Origin of the sequence: Paenibacillus sp. FSL R7-0312, assembly GCF_038004445.1 — a bacterium.
Classification (GTDB): Bacteria; Bacillota; Bacilli; order Paenibacillales; family Paenibacillaceae; genus Paenibacillus_AQ.
Genome location: NZ_JBBORE010000001.1, coordinates 3,799,561 through 3,820,824 on the forward strand (window position 1 = coordinate 3,799,561; position 21,264 = coordinate 3,820,824).

14 protein-coding genes are annotated in these 21,264 nt (G+C 47.4%); 11 read left to right on the plus strand and 3 right to left on the minus strand.

All coding sequences use genetic code 11. The features are described 5' to 3' along the window. Position 1: 1 nt before the first annotated feature. The 10 genes from MKX70_RS16475 (at position 2) to MKX70_RS16520 (ending at position 15,199) form a co-directional block, all read left to right on the plus strand. A complete protein-coding gene (locus MKX70_RS16475; RefSeq protein ID WP_042237922.1) occupies positions 2-874 on the plus strand; it encodes a carbohydrate ABC transporter permease in 873 nt (290 codons plus the stop codon). Positions 875-1,007: 133 nt separating this feature from the next. Continuing rightward, positions 1,008-2,474, plus strand: coding sequence for an ABC transporter substrate-binding protein (locus MKX70_RS16480; protein ID WP_042237920.1), 1,467 nt, complete (start codon positions 1,008-1,010; stop codon positions 2,472-2,474). A 447-nt stretch (positions 2,475-2,921) separates the two neighbouring features. Continuing rightward, positions 2,922-5,543, plus strand: coding sequence for a bifunctional acetaldehyde-CoA/alcohol dehydrogenase (adhE, locus tag MKX70_RS16485; protein ID WP_042237918.1), 2,622 nt, complete (start codon positions 2,922-2,924; stop codon positions 5,541-5,543). A gap of 262 nt (positions 5,544-5,805) precedes the next feature. Continuing rightward, a complete protein-coding gene (gene pflB / locus MKX70_RS16490; RefSeq protein WP_042237916.1) occupies positions 5,806-8,067 on the plus strand; it encodes a formate C-acetyltransferase in 2,262 nt (753 codons plus the stop codon). Positions 8,068-8,190: 123 nt separating this feature from the next. Continuing rightward, on the plus strand, positions 8,191-8,928 hold the full coding sequence (pflA, locus tag MKX70_RS16495; RefSeq protein ID WP_042237913.1) for a pyruvate formate-lyase-activating protein: 738 nt from the start codon (positions 8,191-8,193) through the stop codon (positions 8,926-8,928). Between the two features lie 334 nt (positions 8,929-9,262). Next, positions 9,263-10,666 (plus strand): ABC transporter substrate-binding protein, encoded by a 1,404-nt coding sequence (locus MKX70_RS16500; RefSeq protein ID WP_340784386.1) that lies wholly within the window; start codon positions 9,263-9,265, stop codon positions 10,664-10,666. Positions 10,667-10,837: 171 nt separating this feature from the next. Next, complete coding sequence (locus MKX70_RS16505; RefSeq protein ID WP_340840361.1) at positions 10,838-11,722, plus strand: carbohydrate ABC transporter permease; 885 nt, start codon at positions 10,838-10,840, stop codon at positions 11,720-11,722. Continuing rightward, the gene (locus MKX70_RS16510) at positions 11,722-12,549 is read left to right on the plus strand and encodes a carbohydrate ABC transporter permease (RefSeq protein ID WP_340840362.1); all 828 of its coding nucleotides are present in this window, start codon (positions 11,722-11,724) and stop codon (positions 12,547-12,549) included. The genes MKX70_RS16505 and MKX70_RS16510 overlap by 1 nt, the downstream gene beginning before the upstream one ends. A 27-nt stretch (positions 12,550-12,576) precedes the next feature. Next, positions 12,577-14,430 (plus strand): cache domain-containing sensor histidine kinase, encoded by a 1,854-nt coding sequence (locus MKX70_RS16515; RefSeq protein WP_340784391.1) that lies wholly within the window; start codon positions 12,577-12,579, stop codon positions 14,428-14,430. Beyond that, positions 14,408-15,199: a response regulator transcription factor gene (locus MKX70_RS16520; RefSeq protein WP_340840363.1), complete on the plus strand. Its 792-nt coding sequence runs from the start codon at positions 14,408-14,410 to the stop codon at positions 15,197-15,199. The genes MKX70_RS16515 and MKX70_RS16520 overlap by 23 nt, the downstream gene beginning before the upstream one ends. Positions 15,200-15,291: 92 nt before the next feature. On the opposite strand, the gene MKX70_RS16525 is transcribed toward MKX70_RS16520, so the two are convergent. From MKX70_RS16525 to MKX70_RS16535, 3 genes are all read right to left on the minus strand, one after another. Then, complete coding sequence (locus MKX70_RS16525) at positions 15,292-15,726, minus strand: nitroreductase family protein (protein ID WP_052416604.1); 435 nt, start codon at positions 15,724-15,726, stop codon at positions 15,292-15,294. Positions 15,727-15,736: 10 nt separating this feature from the next. Then, on the minus strand, positions 15,737-16,753 hold the full coding sequence (locus tag MKX70_RS16530) for an iron-siderophore ABC transporter substrate-binding protein (protein WP_340840364.1): 1,017 nt from the start codon (positions 16,751-16,753) through the stop codon (positions 15,737-15,739). Positions 16,754-16,844: 91 nt separating this feature from the next. Continuing rightward, positions 16,845-18,221, minus strand: a complete 1,377-nt coding sequence (locus MKX70_RS16535; protein ID WP_340784399.1) for a helix-turn-helix domain-containing protein — start codon at positions 18,219-18,221, stop codon at positions 16,845-16,847. Positions 18,222-18,772: 551 nt separating this feature from the next. On the opposite strand from MKX70_RS16535, the gene MKX70_RS16540 reads away from it, so the two are divergent. Beyond that, the gene (locus MKX70_RS16540; RefSeq protein ID WP_340784401.1) at positions 18,773-21,073 is read left to right on the plus strand and encodes a copper amine oxidase N-terminal domain-containing protein; all 2,301 of its coding nucleotides are present in this window, start codon (positions 18,773-18,775) and stop codon (positions 21,071-21,073) included. Positions 21,074-21,264: the final 191 nt, after the last annotated feature.

The following is a 21,264-nucleotide window of genomic DNA, read 5'->3' on the forward strand; positions in this document are numbered from 1 at the left end:
GATGAAGAGCGCAGACAGAGGGATTCTCTCCGAACATGATCTTAAGAAGACCGGCAATAAAATCGTATATGGAATCATGGTGTTTTTCATTCTGTTAATGATTTTTAGCATGCTATATCCTATATTGATGACCATGTTCAACGGACTTAAGTCCAATGTTGAGGTTAACTCATTCCCGCCGCATTTTTTCCCGCAGGAATGGCATTTCAGCAATCTTAAGGATGCGCTGGATTATATCAATCTGCCGATGTTTCTAAGAAACACGCTGTACATTTTCGCCGGGAACATGGTAGCTACCCTGGTTGTACTGGGCCTGGCCTCCTTCAGCATCTCGCGGATGAATGTGCCTTACCGCAAGGCCTTCTACTTCTTCTTCCTGATGACGCTGTTTATACCGGCCACGAGCTATATGATTCCGAACTTTGTCAATCTCAAGGAACTCGGACTCTTGAACCAGTATGCTGCTTTCTGGCTGCCGGCAGGTGCGAATACCTTCTTCTTCCTGCTGCTCAAGAACTTCTTCGACGGAATTCATCCTGAGATTCTTGAAGCCGCACGGATTGACGGGGCCTCGGAGCCGAGAAGCTTCTTTACCATTGCTGTTCCGCTGTCCATTCCGATTTTTGCGACACTCGCGATCTTTATCTTCTCCACAGCCTGGAACGACTGGTTCTGGCCGTCGCTTGTCATGCACAGTGAGGAGAAGTACACTCTCGCAACAGCGATCTATAAATACGTTATTAATGTAAAAGCACTGAATACGAATATCAAATTTGCCATTCTGTTCATTGTCTCGCTGCCGCCGATCCTGGTTTTCCTGATCTTCCAGAAGTTTATTATGCGCGGTGTCTCGTTGTCGGCTGTTAAAGGGTGATCAGAATTATGCTGCAGAAGGATATGGATCGTAAACCTGCACATGAAAGGAATATAAATACACCTCGTTTGTAAACAGTTTCTCTTTTATGATGAATTTGTAAGCTAATTATGAATTGAAAAGGGGAGTTTCAATGCGTAAATTTTCCAGTGTATTAGCATGTCTCCTGGTGACGGGATCGTTATTGTCCGCTTGCGGCGGCAATAATAACGGGAACAAACCGGCGGCAAATGGAGGAGAGGCGACACCAGCACCAGCAGCTACTAATGCAGCAGAAGAGACCACGGCTCCTACAGAAGCACCGGTAGATGATATCACCCAGAGAAAAGTAACGATCAAAATTCACTATCCAACTCCTGACCTTACCGAAGTAAGAGCACAGGAGGATGACAAGATCAAACGGTTCCAGGAAGTCTATCCGAATGTGGAGATTGTCAAGGATGACTGGCAGTACAATGTAAGTGAAATCGGTGTGAAGATGGCTGCGAACGAAGCGCCAACCTTCTTCAATACGTACGCAACAGAAGCGAAATTCCTGGTCGAGAAGGGCTGGGTCGCTGATGTTACGGATCTGTGGAATAACTATGAATTCAAGGATCAGATCAACCCTGTACTGCAGAACCAGTTCATTATTGACGGCAAAGTGTACGGTGTAACGCAGAAGGGCTATGTCACCACGACGATGATCAATAAGAAGATGCTCGATGAAAAAGGTGTAGCTGTCCCTCCAATGGACTGGACCTGGGATGACATGCTGAATACAGCCAAAGGCGTAGCAGATACCAAGAAAGGGATCTCCGGTATTGCTCCAATGGGTAAAGGCAACGAAGCAGGCTGGAACTGGACCAACTTCCTGTTCGAAGCAGGTGGTGAAATCCAGAAGATTGAAGGCGGCAAGGTTGTAGCTACATTCAATTCGGATGCCGGTGTGAAGGCGCTGGATTTCTATAAGAAGCTAAGATGGGAAGCAAAAGCTGTTCCTCAGGACTGGGCGCTTGGCTGGGGCGATGCTGTAGGCGCGTTCCAGCAGGGACGTACTGCTATGGTAATGGCCGGATCTGACGGTGTTATCGAGCAGGCGCTCAACCAGGGCGGACTCAAACCTGAAGATGTACTTACTTACCCGATGCCTGCTGCTGAAAAAGGCGGCAAGCATACCGGCGTACTCGGCGGGGACTATCTGGTTATCAATCCGAACGCCAGCAAAGACGAGCAGGAAATGGCCTTCCGCTATATTACTTTCGATTACTTCTCTGACAAAGGTCTTGAAGCTCTTGACGCGATTATCAGCCAGCGCAAAACGGACGGCAAATACTACATCCCGCCGCTCCTTGATTACTATGCTGCCGATTCCGACTTCGGCAAGAAGACCAAAGCTGTCTATGACAAGTACGACATCGTCTATCAATATAGCCCTGAAATCATGGCGCTGCTTGATGGTAAACCTGAAGCGCAATACAATACTCAGGATTACTACGCCACCATGTCTAATGTAATCCAGGAGCTATTCTCGAAAGAGGGTACAGATTCCAAGGCCCAGCTCGACGCTGCAGCCAAAACTGTGCAGGAGAAATTCTTCGATACTATTAAAGTGGAGTAGCAGCGGGTTTCATAAATGAACGGTTCAGGAGTATTGAACTGAGCAATATTACTTAAAGGCAGGGGGCCTTAGTCTCCTGTCTTTTTGCTATATTATTTATATTATAACTAAATGCAGGAATGGAATTTGGGGGTCCAGAGCCGAGTGGAGCATATGACAGAGGAGATCCTGTTCAGAAATTTAGAGCCGATAAGAAGGCCTCCAAGGATGAATGCGGCTAAAACAGATGATCTAGGCAGTACCCCGTTAGCAGAAAAGACAAAATTCGAGCAATTATAACACATAAAATGGTAAAATAACCTGATTATGATCGAATGAAAGCGCTTTGAAAACAAATCAAAAAAACTTTATACTTTGTGAAAGATTTCACTATACAATGCGTAGAGAATATGATAAGATAAATGTGTAGAGAAAAACAACCTAAAAATTGACAGGAGGACGAGGGAGATGGCAGTTAAAAACGAAGTCGCCGCCCAAGTGAAACAAACCACCGCTGAAGAATATATTCAGACTTTGGTGGATAAAGCAAAGAAAGCTCATGCAGAGTTTATGGGGCTGGATCAAGAGCAGACAAACACAATCGTTCATGCAATGGCGTTGGCCGGACTCGACAAGCACATGTACTTGGCTAAGCTGGCTGTTGAAGAAACAGGCCGCGGTGTCTATGAAGACAAAATTACGAAGAATATCTTCTCAACTGAATATATCTGGCACGGAATTAAGTACGACAAGACAGTAGGCGTTATTGAGGATAACGCTTATGACAACTTCCAGAAGATTGCTGAACCAGTCGGAATCATTATGGGTATCACACCGGTAACCAACCCAACATCCACCACGATGTTTAAAGCGTTGATTTCCGCCAAGACACGTAATCCTATTATATTCGGTTTCCATCCGTCAGCGCAAGAGTGTAGTGCGGCAGCAGCCAAAATTCTACATGATGCAGGCGTAAAAGCCGGCGCTCCTGAGAACTTCATCCAATGGATCGAGCTTCCGACCATGGACAAAACAAATGCACTGATGAACAATCCTGACGTTGCACTGATTCTGGCAACCGGCGGATCGGCAATGGTTAAAGCAGCTTACAGCTGCGGCAAACCGGCACTCGGCGTAGGTCCTGGTAACGTACCTGCCTTCATTGAGAAGAGTGCTGACATTGATCAGGCAGTAACTGACCTTATCCTTTCCAAGACTTTTGATAACGGTATGATCTGTGCTTCTGAGCAAGCGGTTATTATTGAAGAAGCGATTTTTGACCAAGTGAAGAAAAAAATGATTGCGAACGGCTGCTACTTTGTAAACAAAGAAGAAGCTGGCAAGCTGACAAGCGGCGCAATGAACGTAGAGAAATGTGCGGTTAACCCTGCTATCGTAGGCCAATCCGCTGTGAAGATCGCTGAAATGTGCGGTATTCAGGTTCCTGCCGGAACGAAGATCCTGGTAGCTGAGCTTGAAGGCGTAGGTACTAAATATCCGCTGTCTGCTGAGAAGCTGAGCCCGGTTCTGGCTTGCTACAAAGTGAAGAATGCTGACCAGGGTATTGAACGCGCAGCTGAAATCGTTGAATTTGGCGGCATGGGCCACAGCTCGGCCATCCACTCCAACAACGAAGAAGTAATCATGAAGTTCTCCAACCGTCTGCAAACCGGACGTATTCTCGTCAACTCGCCATCTACACACGGCGCAATCGGCGATATTTACAACACCAATATCCCTTCACTGACACTGGGCTGCGGATCTTATGGACGCAACTCTGTATCGCAAAACGTGACTGCAATCAATCTGATCAACGTGAAAAGGGTGAACCGTCGTACCGTGAATATGCAATGGTTTAAAGTACCTGACAAGATTTACTTCGAAAAGGGATCCACACAGTATCTGGCCAAAATGCCTGACATCACTCGTGTAGCAATTATCACCGACCCTATGATGGTTAAACTGGGTTATGTAGAAAGAGTTGAGCACTATCTGCGTCAACGCCAGACTCCTGTAGCTATCGAAGTGTTCTCGGAAGTTGAACCGGATCCATCGACAACTACTGTAGAAAAAGGTACTGCCATGATGAACAGATTCCAGCCTGACTGCATCATCGCACTCGGCGGCGGTTCCCCAATGGACGCAGCAAAAGGAATGTGGTTGTTCTACGAACATCCGGATGCAGACTTCAACGGCCTGAAACAGAAGTTCATGGATATCCGCAAACGGGTATACAAATTCCCTAAGCTCGGCAACAAAGCGAAATTCGTTGCAATTCCAACAACTTCCGGTACGGGTTCCGAAGTAACATCGTTCGCAGTAATCACAGACAAGACAACGGGTAATAATACAAAGTATCCGCTGGCCGATTATGAGCTGACTCCAGACGTAGCGATTATCGATCCTGAGTTTGTATATAGCTTGCCTAGAACTGCTGTTGCCGATACAGGTATGGATGTATTGACACATGCAATCGAAGCTTATGTATCTGTAATGGCTAGTGACTATTCAGATGGTCTGGCAATCAAAGCGATTCAACTGGTGTTCCAGTGGCTGGAGAAATCCGCACTGACTGGCGACAAGCTTGCCCGCGAAAAAATGCACAACGCATCTACACTTGCCGGTATGGCCTTTGCAAATGCATTCCTGGGTATCAATCACAGCTTGGCGCACAAATGGGGCGGCCAGTACCACACAGCGCATGGCCGTACTAATGCGATCCTGATGCCGCACGTTATCCGTTACAATGCTAAGAAACCTACGAAGTTCGCTTCGTTCCCTAAATATTCGCACTTTGTAGCTGACGAACGGTATGCTGAAATCGCCCGTATCCTGGGATTGCCAGCACGCACTACTGAAGAAGGCGTAACCAGCCTGATCAATGCAATCCGCGACATGAACAAAAAACTCGGCATCGAAGAATCCTTCTCGGCTCTTGGTTTTGATCCTAAGGACTTCGAATCCCGTGTAGATTACCTGGCTGACCGTGCATTTGAAGACCAATGTACAACTGCCAATCCAAAAATGCCGCTGGTATCTGAGCTTGCTGATGTATACCGCAACGCATTCTACGGAAAATTCGACAACTAATCTAAGATTGCCTGGTAAAGTATAAGGTTAAAGGTTAATATGGAACTGGATGGAAGTGACAAATATCACTGAAAGAGTGATATTTGTCACAGTCCTTTTTCAGAAAATAAACTAAAATGTTTATATAAACAACGATCCCAGTTATGAAGTCGCGATTGTGAATTTTATAACAACCGAGTAGCTATGGGATCACGAGACACGGGATTAACCTTCAAGCCCGCGATCTCTACAAATATACTAAATATAAATGGAGGGATTTAGCATGTCGGTGATTGAAAAAGAAGTACAAGAGGTTAAGTCGAGTTGGAGAAGTTTTACTAAAGGTACATGGGCCAAGAAAGTTGACGTTAATAACTTTATTGCCAAGAACATCAATCCTTATGAAGGAAACGAAGAATTCCTTGTAGGTCCTACCAGCAATACTACTGAATTGTGGAAGATTATCTCCCAACTGAGTAAGGAAGAAAGAGAAAGAGGCGGCGTATGGGATGTTTCCCTCGATACTGTCTCCACCATCACTTCCCATAACCCAGGTTATATTGACAAGGACAAGGAACAAATTGTCGGCGTTCAGACTGATGCCCCTTTCAGACGTTCCATTCAACCGTTCGGCGGTATCAAAATGATGATCGATGCTACTAAGGCTTACGGCTTCGAACTTCCGCAAAATATCGTTGACATGTTCACGAACATCCGCAAAACGCATAACCAAGGCGTTTTTGATGCATATACACCAGATATGAGAGCTGTGCGTAAATCCGGCGTAATCACAGGTCTTCCTGATGCATACGGCCGCGGACGCATTATCGGCGACTATCGCCGTATTGCCCTGTACGGTATCGATTTCCTGATTAAAGACAAGAAGCAACAACTAACCGAGCTTGAAGTGGATTCCATGACTGAAGATGTAATTCGTCTGCGTGAAGAGCTGTCCGAGCAAATGCGCGCTCTGGGCGAATTGAAGCAAATGGCTGCTGCTCATGGTCTTGATATTTCCAAACCTGCTAATAACTTCAAAGAAGCTACTCAATGGGTATACTTCGGTTATCTTGCAGCAGTTAAAGAGCAAAACGGTGCCGCAATGTCCTTGGGACGCGTATCCTCTTTCCTTGATATTTATGTACAACGCGATTTTGAAGAAGGTACTCTTACTGAAGAACAAGCGCAAGAAATCGTTGACCATTTCGTAATGAAGCTGCGTATCGTGAAATTCCTGCGTACGCCTGACTATAACGATCTGTTCTCTGGCGACCCTACTTGGGTAACTGAATCCATCGGTGGTATGGCTGAAGACGGAACAACTCGCGTAACCAAGAACAGCTTCCGCTTCCTGCATACCCTGTACAATCTGGGTCCTGCACCAGAACCAAACCTGACTGTACTGTGGTCTGAAAAGCTGCCTGAAGGCTTCAAAAAATATTGTGCCAAGGTTTCCATTGAAACCAGTGCTATCCAATATGAGAACGATGATGTAATGCGTCCATACTGGGGTGAAGACTACGCGATTGCTTGCTGTGTATCCCCAATGCGTATCGGTAAACAAATGCAGTTCTTCGGCGCCCGCGCCAACCTTGCAAAAGCCTTGCTGTATGCGATCAATGGTGGTGTAGACGAGAAGTCCGGTGCCCAGGTAGGTCCTGAATATCCTGCTATTACTTCCGAATATCTTGATTACAACGAAGTAATGAAACGCTTCAAACCGATGATGGAATGGCTGGCTAAGACTTATGTCAATACCCTGAATATCATCCACTATATGCATGACAAATATTCCTATGAACGTATTGAAATGGCGCTGCATGACCGCGACATTCTGCGTACAATGGCTTGCGGTATTGCCGGCTTGTCCGTTGCTGCTGACTCCCTGAGCGCAATTAAATATGCCAAGGTTAAACCGATCCGCAACGAACAAGGTATTGCAATCGACTTCGAAACAGAAGGCGAATTCCCTTGCTACGGCAACAACGATGATGCTGTTGACAATATCGCAGTGGAACTGGTTGAAACCTTCATGTCGATGATCCGCAAAAACAAAACTTACCGTGATGCTGTGCCGACTCAATCGGTATTGACAATCACTTCGAACGTGGTATATGGCAAGAAGACTGGTACTACTCCTGATGGACGTAAAAAAGGCGAACCATTCGCACCTGGTGCTAACCCAATGCACGGACGCGACAAGAAGGGTGCACTTGCTTCCCTGAACTCTGTTGCTAAACTGCCTTACTCCGATGCACAGGATGGTATCTCCAACACATTCTCGATTGTTCCTAAGGCTCTGGGTAAAGACGAAGAATCCCGTAAGTCCAACCTGGTATTCATGATGGACGGATACTTCCACAACAACGCTCAGCACTTGAACGTTAACGTATTTAACCGTGAGCAGCTGATTGATGCAATGGATCACCCTGAGAACTACCCGCAATTGACCATTCGTGTATCCGGCTATGCTGTTAACTTCATCAAGCTGACCCGCGAACAACAGTTGGATGTTATCAACCGTACGTTCCACGATTCCATGTAAGAATTGTTCTTGCAGATCAAGAATTGAAATAAATCAAAGAGCTGCCGCCCTTGCAAGAGGGCGGTACACTCTTGTTTAAAAGTAATTAAAATTTTAAGGTTTTTTTCGAAAGGATGACATCTCATGCTTAAAGGACATATCCACTCCTTAGAAACATTTGGGACGGTGGATGGCCCCGGTATCCGCTTCGTGCTTTTTATGCAGGGCTGCCTACTTAAGTGTCAGTATTGCCACAACCCGGATACCTGGGGACTGAATGAAGGCAAGGAAATGACCGTTGAAGAAGTGCTTGCGGAAATTGAACCTTACCTGAATTATTATAAAACTTCCGGCGGCGGGCTTACCGTATCCGGCGGTGAACCCACACTGCAGGCACATTTCGTCAAACAGCTATTCACCGAAGTGAAGAAACGCTGGAATTTGCATACTACGCTTGATACTAACGGCTATAATGATGGTTCGAAAATCAGCGACTTGCTGGATGTTACCGATCTTGTGTTGCTGGATCTGAAGCACATCGATGATGAAGCTCATATTAAGCTGACTGGCAAATCCAACGACCGTACCTTAAAGCTTGCCCGCTGGTTGTCAGATAATAACCGTAAAATGTGGATTCGCCACGTATACGTTCCCGGCATTCATAATAAGGAAGAGGATTTGCGGAATCTCGGCCGATTCATTGGTACGCTTAATGGAGTAGAGAAGTTTGAAATTCTGCCTTATCACGTAATGGGAATTTATAAATGGAAAGAGCTTGGCCGTCCCTACGAGCTTGAAGGGGTGGAGTCACCGGACGAAGAAGAAGTGCAGCGTGCATACCGGCTGATTGAAGAGGGCCGTAAACAGTCTGCTTTGGTATAAATTCATACACGATATAACGAAAGCGGAGCTTCCAATTTGAGGAGTTTCGCTTTTTTGATGTACGGTGTAGTGAGTTCAACATACATAGCAACGTGTGAAATTGATAATTGTAATTTATATGTATAGGTATTCTGACGTGAAAGTATTGGAATTTCTTTTTTGAAGCTTTTGTGTGATGAAATATAACTTAATGATGTCACTAAACACAACTGAATTCGCTTACATTAGAGTATTTTATCCCTATTGTAGATGAATCTTAACCTTACGATTACAATCAGGGTTTTCTATAATAAGAGTTGTAAGGGAAACCATTAAATAGGGAGGGTCACCCGTAATGAGAAAAAGCTTAACTATGCTGTTGTCCCTGATGTTCGTTACCTCAGCGCTGCTGGCAGGTTGTGGAGGCAACAATAACAATGCTGCTGCAACGGAAGAACCGGCTGCAACGAATGAGCCTGCTGCAACCAATGCTGTCGAAACCGAAGAACCGGTTAGCGCTGAACCTTTTGAAATGACGGTCCGTCATACTCAGGTAGGTGCAGATAAACAGAAACGCCTGGCGATCCTGGAGGATGTAGTCGGCAAGGTGCAGGAAGAAGTACCGGGATTGACCTTCAAGCTGGATGGAGTCGATTCGGATGTGAACCGTAAAGAGAAGCTGCGCGGGGAAATGGCGGCCGGGAATCCTCCGGAGATCTTCGACCTGTTCGGCAGTCCGGATTCCAAGATCTATGCCAAAGAAGGTAAGCTTCTCGATCTGACCCCGATCCTCGATGAACTAGGCATTAAAGACAAATTCTCCAATCTGGATCCATTTACTTACGAAGGTAAAATCTACGGTCTGCCAATCGGCGGTTCAGGTGAAGGGTTCTTCTACAATAAAGAATACTATGACAGCAAGGGCTGGAAGGCTCCGGCCACCTTCGCTGAGCTGGAACAGCAGCTGGCTGATATCAAGGCTGACGGCAAAGTGCCGCTTGCCGGGGCTTCCAAGGCTGGCTGGGTACCGCTAATGCTTGCCAACCATCTCTGGTCACGTTATGCCGGACCGGATGTTACAGCGAAGTTCGCTACGGGTGAAGCTAAATGGAATGATCCGAATGTAGTCAAAGGCTTTGCGAAATACAAGGAATGGGTAGACAAAGGCTACTTCAAAAAAGGCGAACTCGGCTTCGAGTATGCTGAATATACAACCCAGTTCACCAGCGGCGAAGCAATCCTGATGTATGACGGCACATGGAAGTCCTCTGTATTCAAAGCCGGACAATCCGGTGAAGGTCTGATTGGTAAAGTCGGATTCTTCAATATTCCGGCGGTAGACGGCGGAGTGGGCGATCAGACGGCACTCATGCGTGATGTGAACAACGGCTATGGCTTCTCGGCATCTGCAGGTGAAGATGAACGTCAACTCGCTGCAGTCAAATCATTCATTAAGAATATGTTCAATGAAGAAATGCAGCTGCGCGGTCTGGTGGAAGATGGAGTACTGCCGGCTATGAAGATTGATCAGGCGGTACTAAATGAGAATATTACCGATGATCTGATGAGTGAGATTGTAGCAGTACTCAACAGCTCACAGTCCTCCTTCCCGGCATTTGACTCTCTGGTGCAGGCAGATGTGACTACCGAGATCAGTAATATCCAGATTCAAAGCTTGATTGGCGGACAGACCACTCCTGAGAAGATGGGAGATGCACTGCAGAAGATTCAGGAAGAAGCGAACGCAGCAGTAGAATAAGAGGCGGTAAATTGAATGTACCCTGGTGCTTGCTCCAGGGTACATTTTTAAAAGACAAGACTTTATATGTTTCGGGGTCCCCGCAAAGTACCTGAGTAAGCTTCGAAGCCAAAGCCCCACTTTGTGGGGTTATTTTAAAGTGAGAGATGTCTAAGCAACTTGGAGGTAGTCATGAATAAGGCACTAAGAAATCCTCTGGTGTTCATTCTGTTCGTTATACCGGCACTGGTTCTGTTCATTATGTTCTTCATTTACCCTATTTTCAGTTCACTCTACTATAGCTTCACCAGTTGGAACGGTGTATCCGATACAGTGAAATACGCCGGACTGGGCAACTTCAAAAAAGCCCTGGGAGATGAACGCTTCTGGGTTTCTGTTAAAAATAACGGCTGGTTCATTCTGTTCTCCGTATGCATTCAGGTGCCGCTGATTGTCTTCTTCTCCTTATTAATTGCTAATGTGAAGAAGCTGAAGGGCCTTTACAAGACAGCAGTATTCATGCCATCCATTATGTCTACTGCAGTTATCGGTATTCTGTGGGGCTTCATTTATGAGCCGAATATCGGCTTGTTCAACAAAGTGCTTGGTCTTGCCGGCATTGAGCCTGTCTACTGGCTGTCGGATGAACGCTTCGCCATGCTGTCGATTCTGATTACGAATGCCTGGCAATGGACCGGATTCTACATTGTAATGGTGCTGGCGGCTATTCTCTCCATCCCCGGTGAACTGGATGAGGCTGCGGCCATCGACGGTGCTACGGGCTTCCAGCGTGCTACACGCATCACTTTGCCGCTGATCGTTCCCATTATCTCGGTAGTAATCATGCTCTCTATTGCCGGAGCGATGAAGGCCGCAGATATCGTCATTGTTATGACCAAAGGCGGCCCGGCAGGTTCAACTGAGGTTATGGCCACCTATATGATTAAATATGCGATCACTAATTTCAAGTATGGGTACGGCAATACGATTGCAGTTCTGATCTTTATGTTCACGCTCGTGGTTACAGCTCTCTATCAGCTGCTGTTTGCCCGTCGTAATGAAAGGATTGAATACTGATGCTGCGCCTGAAGAAAAGCTTACCTCATGTTGCTCTGCTGGGATACCTGATCGTTGTACTCTTTCCGTTTCTCTTTGTCCTGTTCTCCTCGGTGAAGAAGGATAACAATGCGATCGCCCTGAATCCGTTCGGGATTCCGAAGACATTCGAATTCTCGAACTACGTTGAAGCATGGGTGAACGCTAAGATCAGCACATACTTTTTTAACAGCTTATATATTTCGATCCTGTCATCGGTGGTATCCATTCTGCTGGCTTCTATGTTTGCCTTCGCGGTTACGCGGATGCGCCAGGGGAAATGGAACAAGATTCTATTTTCGCTGGTCCTGATCGGCATGCTTATTCCGAACAATGCACTGATGCTGCCTATCTACACGATTGTCCGCAAGCTTCATATTCTCAATACACACTGGGCACTGATTATTCCTTATATCGCCAATGCAATTCCATTCACGATTATTATCCTGGCTGCATTCATGCGCTCACTTCCCAGTGAAATTGAAGAGGCGGCGGTCATGGATGGCTTGAAGGCTCCAGGTATCTTTGCTAGAATTATTGTACCTTTGACAGTTCCCGCCATGGTTACGGTCTTCATTGTTAATTTCCTGGGAAATTGGAACGAGTTCCTGCTGGCTAACTATTTCCTCTCTAATGACGAGCTGCGCACCCTTCCGGTGGGCATGGTTCAATTCCGTGATCAATATCAGATGAACTACGCGCAAATGTCGGCGGGTATTGTCTACAGCGTGGTCCCGGTTATCATCATTTATGCTATTTTGCAGGAGAAGATTATTGAAGGCGTAACGGCAGGCAGTGTAAAAGGATAACCCTATTCATGTCAGGAGCATGGGCCGATGAATTTGCGCTACAAATTATTTACGGCATTTCTGGGCCTGATTATCATTCCCTTATTCATTCTTGGCATGATTATGTTCTTCGTCACCTATAATTCGATAGAGAAGAAGTACAGCCAGCAATCTGAATATTCACTTAAGGCGATCAGTTACAGCATTTCGAATGTATTTAAAGATATGGACAACGTGACAGACAACGGAATTGCCACCTCGGTGTTTCACATGGCGCTCAGTGCGGATGATCCCTCCAAACAGGATTTGACCGACGCCGAGCAGCTCAGCCTGAATGCCAGCCAACGCAATTTCCGTAGTCTGCTCTATAATCATCCGTCGATCAGCTATGCGTTTCTGTATAATTTTAATGGAAAAGGCAGCTCGGAGATCGTATCGGTATTCACCAAAGAAAATTTCCGCACACTCCCTTACGATAAGTTCAAAGGAAGTGATCTCTACCAGGAGGTTATGAAGCTAAACGGGGTTCCGAAATGGCTGGCTCCGCATGAGTATCCCGAACTGACGGGAACGGAGGCTGTGTTTACCCAGATCCGGCTGATCAAGGAGCTAAGCTTTTTTCAGAACATCGGTATTCTGGTAGTCCAGATCAAGAACTGGGAGTTCGAATCGATATTCCGCAATCTCAAGATCGGGGACAGCAGCCAGAAGGTATCTTTTATGCTGGTCAACGATGACGGGATGATCCTGCTTGACCCCGACAGGCAGCTGGACGGACAGGATTTCCGCGACTTTACTACGAAGGATATTACCTTTAACCCGGGCTTCCAGAGCTACAAAACCCAATTTGACGGCGAAAAGAGCATTCTGTCAGTCTACCACCTGAAGGACTATCCCTGGAGCCTGGTTTCTGTGACCTCCTGGGGCTCGTTGTCCCATGAAGTAACTGTGTTTGCCCGTTGGTTTGTGGTGGTTATATTCCTGTGCCTGCTCGGTGCAGTGATCTTCAATCTGTTCTTCATGAACCGGATTACAGGGGGGATTGCTGTGATCGTCCGCTTCATGCGGCGGGTGGAGGATGGAGACCTGACAACCCGGGTCGAGGAGAAGGGCAGTGACGAAATGACGCTGCTTGCCAGAGGCTTCAATGATCTTATGGACAAAATCAATTCATTATTCAACAGGGTCAATGAAGAGCAGCGGCGCAAAAATCAGGCGGAAATGCGCGTGCTGCAGGCGCAGATCAAACCGCATTTTCTGTTCAATACGCTGGAATCCATCAATGTGCTGGCTGTGCAGAATGAAGGGCGCAAAGTCAGTGAGATGGTCTACAGGCTGGCCAGTATTCTGCGGATCAGTATCCAGGACAGAGATGAAATCACGCTGGAAGAAGAGGTTAAGCATCTGCGCAACTATCTGGATATTCAAAAATTCCGGTTCGAGGACTTGTTCGATTACCAGCTTGAGGTTCCGGAGGAACTGCTGGGCTGCGGGGTTCTGAAGCTTACACTGCAGCCGCTGGTCGAGAACAGCATTCAGCATGGCTTTGAAGGGATCAGCTACAAAGGACTGGTAAGTGTCAGGGTCTGGGAAGAACGGGGGAATCTGATTCTGCGGATTCAGGATAACGGGATCGGCATGACTCCGTCCCAGCTGTCCATGTTTCAGTATATGGTTAACGATCCGGCGGAGCAGAAGCCTGAAGGTAAACCGGAACACGGAATTCACCTGGAACGGAGGGGGCTTGGCGTTCGCAGTGTAGCAGACCGCATCCGCATAGAGTACGGCGACAGATATGGGATTTTCATCTGTGCGAGTCCTGGTGAGGGGACAATTATCCAGTGCGTCATACCTAAATACGGGCAGGGGGAAGATCATTATGCTAAAGGTATTATTGGTTGACGATGAGGCGCCTATCCTGAACAATCTCAACAAAGTGCTGCCTTGGCATGACATGGGGATGGAGGTTACGGGGATGGCCCGCAGCGGAATGGAAGCTCTGCGTATCGCTGAAGAGGCGACGCCCGATCTGGTGCTCTGTGACATCCGTATGCCGGTGATGGACGGACTTACATTCATCGGCAAGCTGCGTGAGATGGGGCTGGAGAGTGAGGTTCTGCTACTAAGCGGGTATCAGGAGTTTGATTATGCGCGTGAGGCCATCCGCCTTGGTGTGAAGGAATATATCTGCAAGCCGATACATTATGAGGAGCTTGGCAACAAGGTGCGGGAGATTGGAGCCCTAATCCGCAGCAAACAGTATAAGGATAAACTGTATAACAGTATTCCCTTGTTTCAGGAGATGCCTGTACCCGAGGATTCCGCCAAAAAAACTCCGGATCAATTGATGAGCCAGGCGGCGAATTATATTACCGAGCGGCTGAGCTATGACCTTGGCATTGAAGAGGTAGCGAACCGGATCGGCATTAGCAGCAGCTATTTCTGCCTGCTCTTCAAGAACCGCTTTGCGATGACCTTTGTGGAGTATGTAACTTTGCAGAGGATTGAAGCCGCCACATTCATGCTGGCCAGCAGTGACAAAAGCATTACTGCGATCAGCTCGGGAGTGGGTTATCAGGAGCGGCGTTATTTCACCAAGGTATTCCAGAAACAGACGGGGATGTCCCCTAAGGAATACCGCGATAAATACAGGACAGCTGAGGCACGGTAAGTCTGCCTTCATATCATTTGAGCTTGCGGAAAAAAGAAGCCAGCGGCTAAGCAACCGCTGGCTTAAGTATGTTCATCTGTCGGGGGAATTCATCAGTCTTCTTCATTAAAGGCTGTTCTCTTCCATACCACGCCGATTTCCTGTTCCCAGGCCAGCAATTGAACATTCTGAATCAGAGCGGCAGTTGCTGCCAAGGCCTCCTCCCAAGCCTTTTGGGGAAGGGCGCTATTCATAATCACGAGGAGGTGGGCTGGAATCCGCCTGCAATACGTATCATAGATCTGTGCTCCGTATTGTTGAATGAAGGCTTCTGGACGTGTTTTCAGAACGGCGTCGGCAAATTTCTTCCGGCCGGACCCGGCGAGCAGGATGAAGCGCCAAGGCTCTTTTTTGGAGTGAAAGGGTGCCCAAACCGCGTTGTTCAGCAAGCCGAGAAGTGTGTTCCGGGCAATGGGAACGCCATTGAATTCCTGTATGGTTCTTCTGCCGCGTATCGTCTGTATGAGCTGGCTGTCAGGAGAGGTCATAGCTTGTCCCTCACATTTCCGGTACGTAGGCACCCGAGATTTCGTCAATGACCTTGCTGAGTCCAATGGGGCCATAGCCTGCAAACCACAGATTTGCATCTCCGATATATACATGGTTATTCTTGACTGCTGTAAGGTTAGCCCAGATTGAAGTGTTCATAATGTTATCCAGAGCCGTCTGATTACTGTCACCGGGACGGAGAATGATGAACATACGGTCAGGATTCAGCTCGGGGAGTACTTCTTCAGAGATGGCTACATTCCATGAGTCCTTGAAATCTATGCGCTCTGTGGAAGCAGGGGTTCGTCCGAGAGGACCGAACAGCGTGAAGTTATCACCCGGTTGGATCAGCTGCAGCTGCTTGTCCTGTATCCGCATATAAGCGACAGTTTCATTAGGAGCAGCAGCAGCCAATTTGTCTCTTACCTTGGCTATCTTCGCTTCATAATCGGCATGGATCTGGTGAGCCTCGGCTTCTTTGCCGAAGATCTCTGCCGTTTGCCGGAATCTTGTCCAATCTTCTTCGTTCTCATTATCGAAAAGTATCGTTGGTGCTATCCTGGACAGCTGCTCATAGTTTTCCTCATTAAGTGTCTTTGAAGCGAGAATGAGATCCGGCTCCGACTCGAGCAGTGCTTCCAAGTTAGGGGCTTCTCCTGAGCCGATAGCGATAGTATCCTTCATCTGGTCCGCCAAGTATTCGGGGAATCCCAGGTCATTGTATGTAACCATGGCATGCGGTTCAATTCCGAGTGCCAGCAGATGGTCTGCAAAAACATATAGCATGCCCGCAACCTTTTTTGGATGAGCCGGAATTTCTATATCCCCTTTAATGGTTGAGATAATCCGGGTTTCTGTATTCTCTGCCAAGTTGGCAGCTGCTGGTGAAGGAGTGGCGGCAACCGCTGAACTTTCTTTATTTCCGCTGTTGCTGCATCCAACGATTAATCCCAGCATGAGTACTCCAAGCAGGCCGATGACCCCCAGGTTAAATTTGTGACTGAACTTTTGAGTACTAGGAAACACAAGCCACACACCTTTCATAATTGAGTTTGATAATCATTATCACCACCTAATTATAAGGAGCTGCCTACCTGGGTGCCATGGATAAAAATGCTCATCGTCTGGACATATCGCTCATGAGCAATGAACTTGAACGACGCAGAAATAATTCATGGGCCAGCGAAGTATAGCAGGAATAGAGGCTTGAATCACCGAGCTCGTAGACATTTCCTTGCTGTACGGCGCGTAATTCCTTCCAAGCTTCCTGTGAAGCAAGCGAGTGATGGATCATGTTACGCTGTGCGGTGTTACCCGATGTAAATAAAATCAGATGGTCAATACTATATTCCGACAGCTGATCTGCAGTAAGAAGAGCAGAATGCGCTACATTCAACAATTGCCGGGGTCTGGCCAGCTGCAGATCGTTATACAGGACGGTACCCAAGTTACGGTTGCCGAACAAACGGAAGCGGCCCTGCTCATATTGTGCTACAGCAACGTTCTCGTCTGCCAGCTTCTCTCTAACATTGACCCGCAGTCTCTCGGCGAGCTCTTCGTATGCCGCCAGCCACTGCTGCGCGATATCCAGGCGGTTCACCGCTCTCGCAATTATCCGGAAATGTTCACGCCACTCCCCTTCGAATGGAACAGTACACGTTGGCGCAATGTGGGGGAACAAGAAAGCTTTGTCCGGTTCCGCATAATCCGAAGGCTCGAAGCTGATTATCAGCTCCGGACGGGCATCTGCCAATCTGTCTAGGTCGGGCTGGTCATGTCCCAGGCTGATTATGTTATGCAAGCCGTGGCCGGACCCGCGTGAATTGTTCAACAGCGCTGCATAAGGTGTTAAACCGAGCGCCAGCAAATGAGAAGTGTAGGGATGGGCCATAGAAGCAATTTGTGTGGATGTGCGCTGTTTTTTGATATACACAGATGGTGAAATGCCAGTGACTGATTTGAACTTACGGCTGAAATAGAATTCATCCTGATAGCCCACACGGTTCGCAGTATCACGGAGGGTGAGTTCAGAGCGGAGCAGCAAATCACCCGCATGGCGTATGCGGATAGAATTCAGATACTCCATCGGACTCCGCCCCACATATTTCTTGAACAGCCGGGAATAATGGGCAACGCTCATTCCTGTCAAACCGGCAAGCTTCTCTCTGGTCAAGGGCTGCGCAAAATTACTGTCGATATAGGCTTTGGATTGATTAATCGCTCCGCTTGCAGCATTGTTATCCCTAGTTCCTGATTGGGCTGGTCTCCATAACTGAAGCAGCAGTTCCTGAAAACGGATTGCCGATTCCATCTGGTCCCAGTGGCTGCCCTGCCAGCAAGAGTAGATCAGGCCAGCCTTTTCTGACACTTCAGACCAATGTGCGGGCGGGAAAATAGCGGCCTCCAGCTCTCCGCGCTGAAGTGTACCCTGTCCGTCCACAGCATATGCATCAAAAGTGAAAGAGTAATATTTCAGAGAAGGATTCTCCTTCACGAACATACGCCATGGTGTATCAGGGAGCAGCAGCACTACATCGCATGAACCAAATTCAGAGTGATAACCATCAGCTTCAACTTCCCCGTTGCCTTGAAATGCTATAAGGAGGGTATGCTGATCAGACTTATGGATTTCAGATTCAGATGGAGCTGCATTAATGCGCCGGACGTCAGTAAGTTTGTATAACCCGTCAGTTGTGTTCATATCGTCAGCTTAAATGCTCCTTTCACATGAGGTCTGCTTCCATTATACTCTGCCGTTGACAGCAGTCACATTTCTCATGAGCGAAAGTGTACTTAGAGCATTCAGAGCACATTAGCTTGGTTTGGTTACCCCAATGAAAATGGAGAGATATGGATTTTATTTGTTCTTTCTTTACACTAAATGAAACTTTTCGGAGTGGGGTGCGTCTAATACTATGTTTTGTAAAATGAACGTGGCAAAAAATTCTGCCGTCCTGTAGAGGGCGGTTGCGTTTTTGCGGGGAATATAAGGTGAAGAAAGATAATGCCTTATACACTACAATTGGGAGCAGAAGGAGTCGTACAATGAATTTGAAAAAAATGATCTTAGTGGCAGTATTGGCCGTTTCACAAACCGCAGCAGCGGTTCCGGCCTTTGCAATCCCTGCCAGCACACAAAGTACCACAAGCAACGTTGCCGCAGCGGTGAATACCACCCAGACGGATGTAACGCAGGAGGAGCCCTCGGCTACAGATCCATTGCCTCCATTGGTTACTGAGGCGCCTGCAGGTACAGTTACGCCAACACCAACGCCAACACCGATCCCGGCAGCAACGGAAGTTCCAGCAGTGCCGGCAGCAACAGGAACACCCATTCCGGCAGTAACTCAGGCTCCTGTTAATGGCGCTGTTTCAACAGACGCTGCTGTTCCAACGGCTACTCCGCTACCCGGCAGCACCCCGGCAGGGCAGGCGCTTACAACTTCAGGCCTGACCACCTCCGCTACTGGCGGCGGCCAGCTCATCCTGATGATGAACAGCAACAAAATGTACAGAAACGGTACACCGTATACTGCCAACCAGCCGATGGCTGTCAAGAACGGCGTCTCGTATGTATCGATCCGTGCAATGGTGGAAATGGTCGGAGTAAGTTATACCTATGACTATAAAACCAAGGAAGTTATTGTTACTAAAGGCACCAGTATTATGCGGTTCAAAACGGACAGCAAAGTATATACGATCAATGGGACCAAATATACCATGAAAGGTCCAGCCTACCAGTTCAAAGGCACTTTCATGATTCCTTTAACCTCCATTACGTATGCGCTGAATATTCCCTATACGGTGGACAATGTGCAGAAGCGTGTCATTCTTACGCTGAACACTAAGCCGACAGCATCCTTTACGGTCCAACCGACTGAGATATATGCAGGTCAAACGACTGTGAATTATGTTACTTCGTATTCTTCACCGAATGGTACACCGATGGCTGAAGAACAATGGGGCGGCAATAAACTGGATATGTACGATCAGCCGGGATTCTATACCGTAACTTATTCTGTGCGTGATGCGAATAATTTGTGGAGTGATCCTTACTCTGTAACGATCCAAGTGCTGCAGCCAAATCAGCCGCCGGTGGCTCAATTCACGACTGACAAAGATGAATACAAAATGGGTGAGCCGGTAATTCTGACAGATACCAGCTACGACCCCGAGTACGAAGAATTGACGACCACTTGGAGCAACCGTGGCCTGGCCTATTTCAACCCCGGTCCTACGTCCATCCAGTTGACGGTAACCGATAAGCATGGTCTTAGCAGTACTTTTGAGAAGACCATTAACATTACAAGCGAACAACTGTACACCCAGGATGAGGTAGCGAAGCTGTTCACTATTCCCGGGGATGTTCTTACATTTGACGGCGGATTAATCCCGGCGCTTCCTAACCTGCCGTACAATCTTTCTTCTGACAGCTATACGCTGATCCGCAGTAACAGCCCTGAAACAGTTAATACAGAGGGTGTGCTGTATCGTGAGACTTCCGTAGGGAAGACACGTTTCCTGGTACATCATATGAACAATATGACTACACGACAGAAGCTGTATGTGATCGCCACGAACAACGGCATATATCCAGCAACGATAACGACGGAATACTCAGGTATTGCCGGTCCGGTAACTTCTCCGGAATATACAGGCAGAATTTCCATTCAGAAATACTATAATTCCATGATTACAGGTTCAAGCAAATCTCAAATCACCCTGCAGCCGGGACAAAGTGTGCCGATCATGACGGATCTGAATAAGATTGCCATGAAACCGAAAGAGGTGCTCTCACTCAGCGCCGATCTGATTAGTGATTATCCTATTCTATATAATGTGGTAATGGTTGAGCAGACTAAAGATCCGGTAGCTGTGCTGCCGACACTGCCAATTCTTGACCGCGACGGCGTGCATAACCGCGGAACGTATCCGGATTCAACACGCATCATCAACGTAACTGATGTAGTAGGCACAACGCAATCCAAGCTGATCCTGGGGGATAATAAAAATGACCTCAATCTGATTGGTATTGATCCGATGACTGGAACGGAGGCTTCTAATTCCGGGAACTTCGGCGTCTTGTACAAAATCGTGCTGAACCGTGTGGCAGCGAACACACTGATCACCTTCAACCCGCGTGGAGGTAATTATCTGGGTTCGTTACTGGTGAACGGAACGATTGTGAATCTGCCGAACAAGGGCAGCTTATCCAGCTCGGACATGAATGCAGTTATATTCCGTACCGGCGAATACGAAGGTCCGGTAGATATCACCTTCTCCGTAGCTTCCGGCAGCAATCTCCCTGTAAACTTTGTGTTTACTCCGCTTCCGGCCAAAAAATAAATATAACTTCAATGCAAATGCAAACGGCAGCGTTCCTGAGGGGACGGCTGCCGTTTTTTTTGAAAGTTAAGAATTTATATGTTTCGGGAATCAGTAATTAATTGTGAAATCAGGGGATATAAGCTTCTGCTTTGCGGGGATTTATTTTATGCAATGCACCCGCAGGAATGTGGGGCAGGCTGCAGGACAGG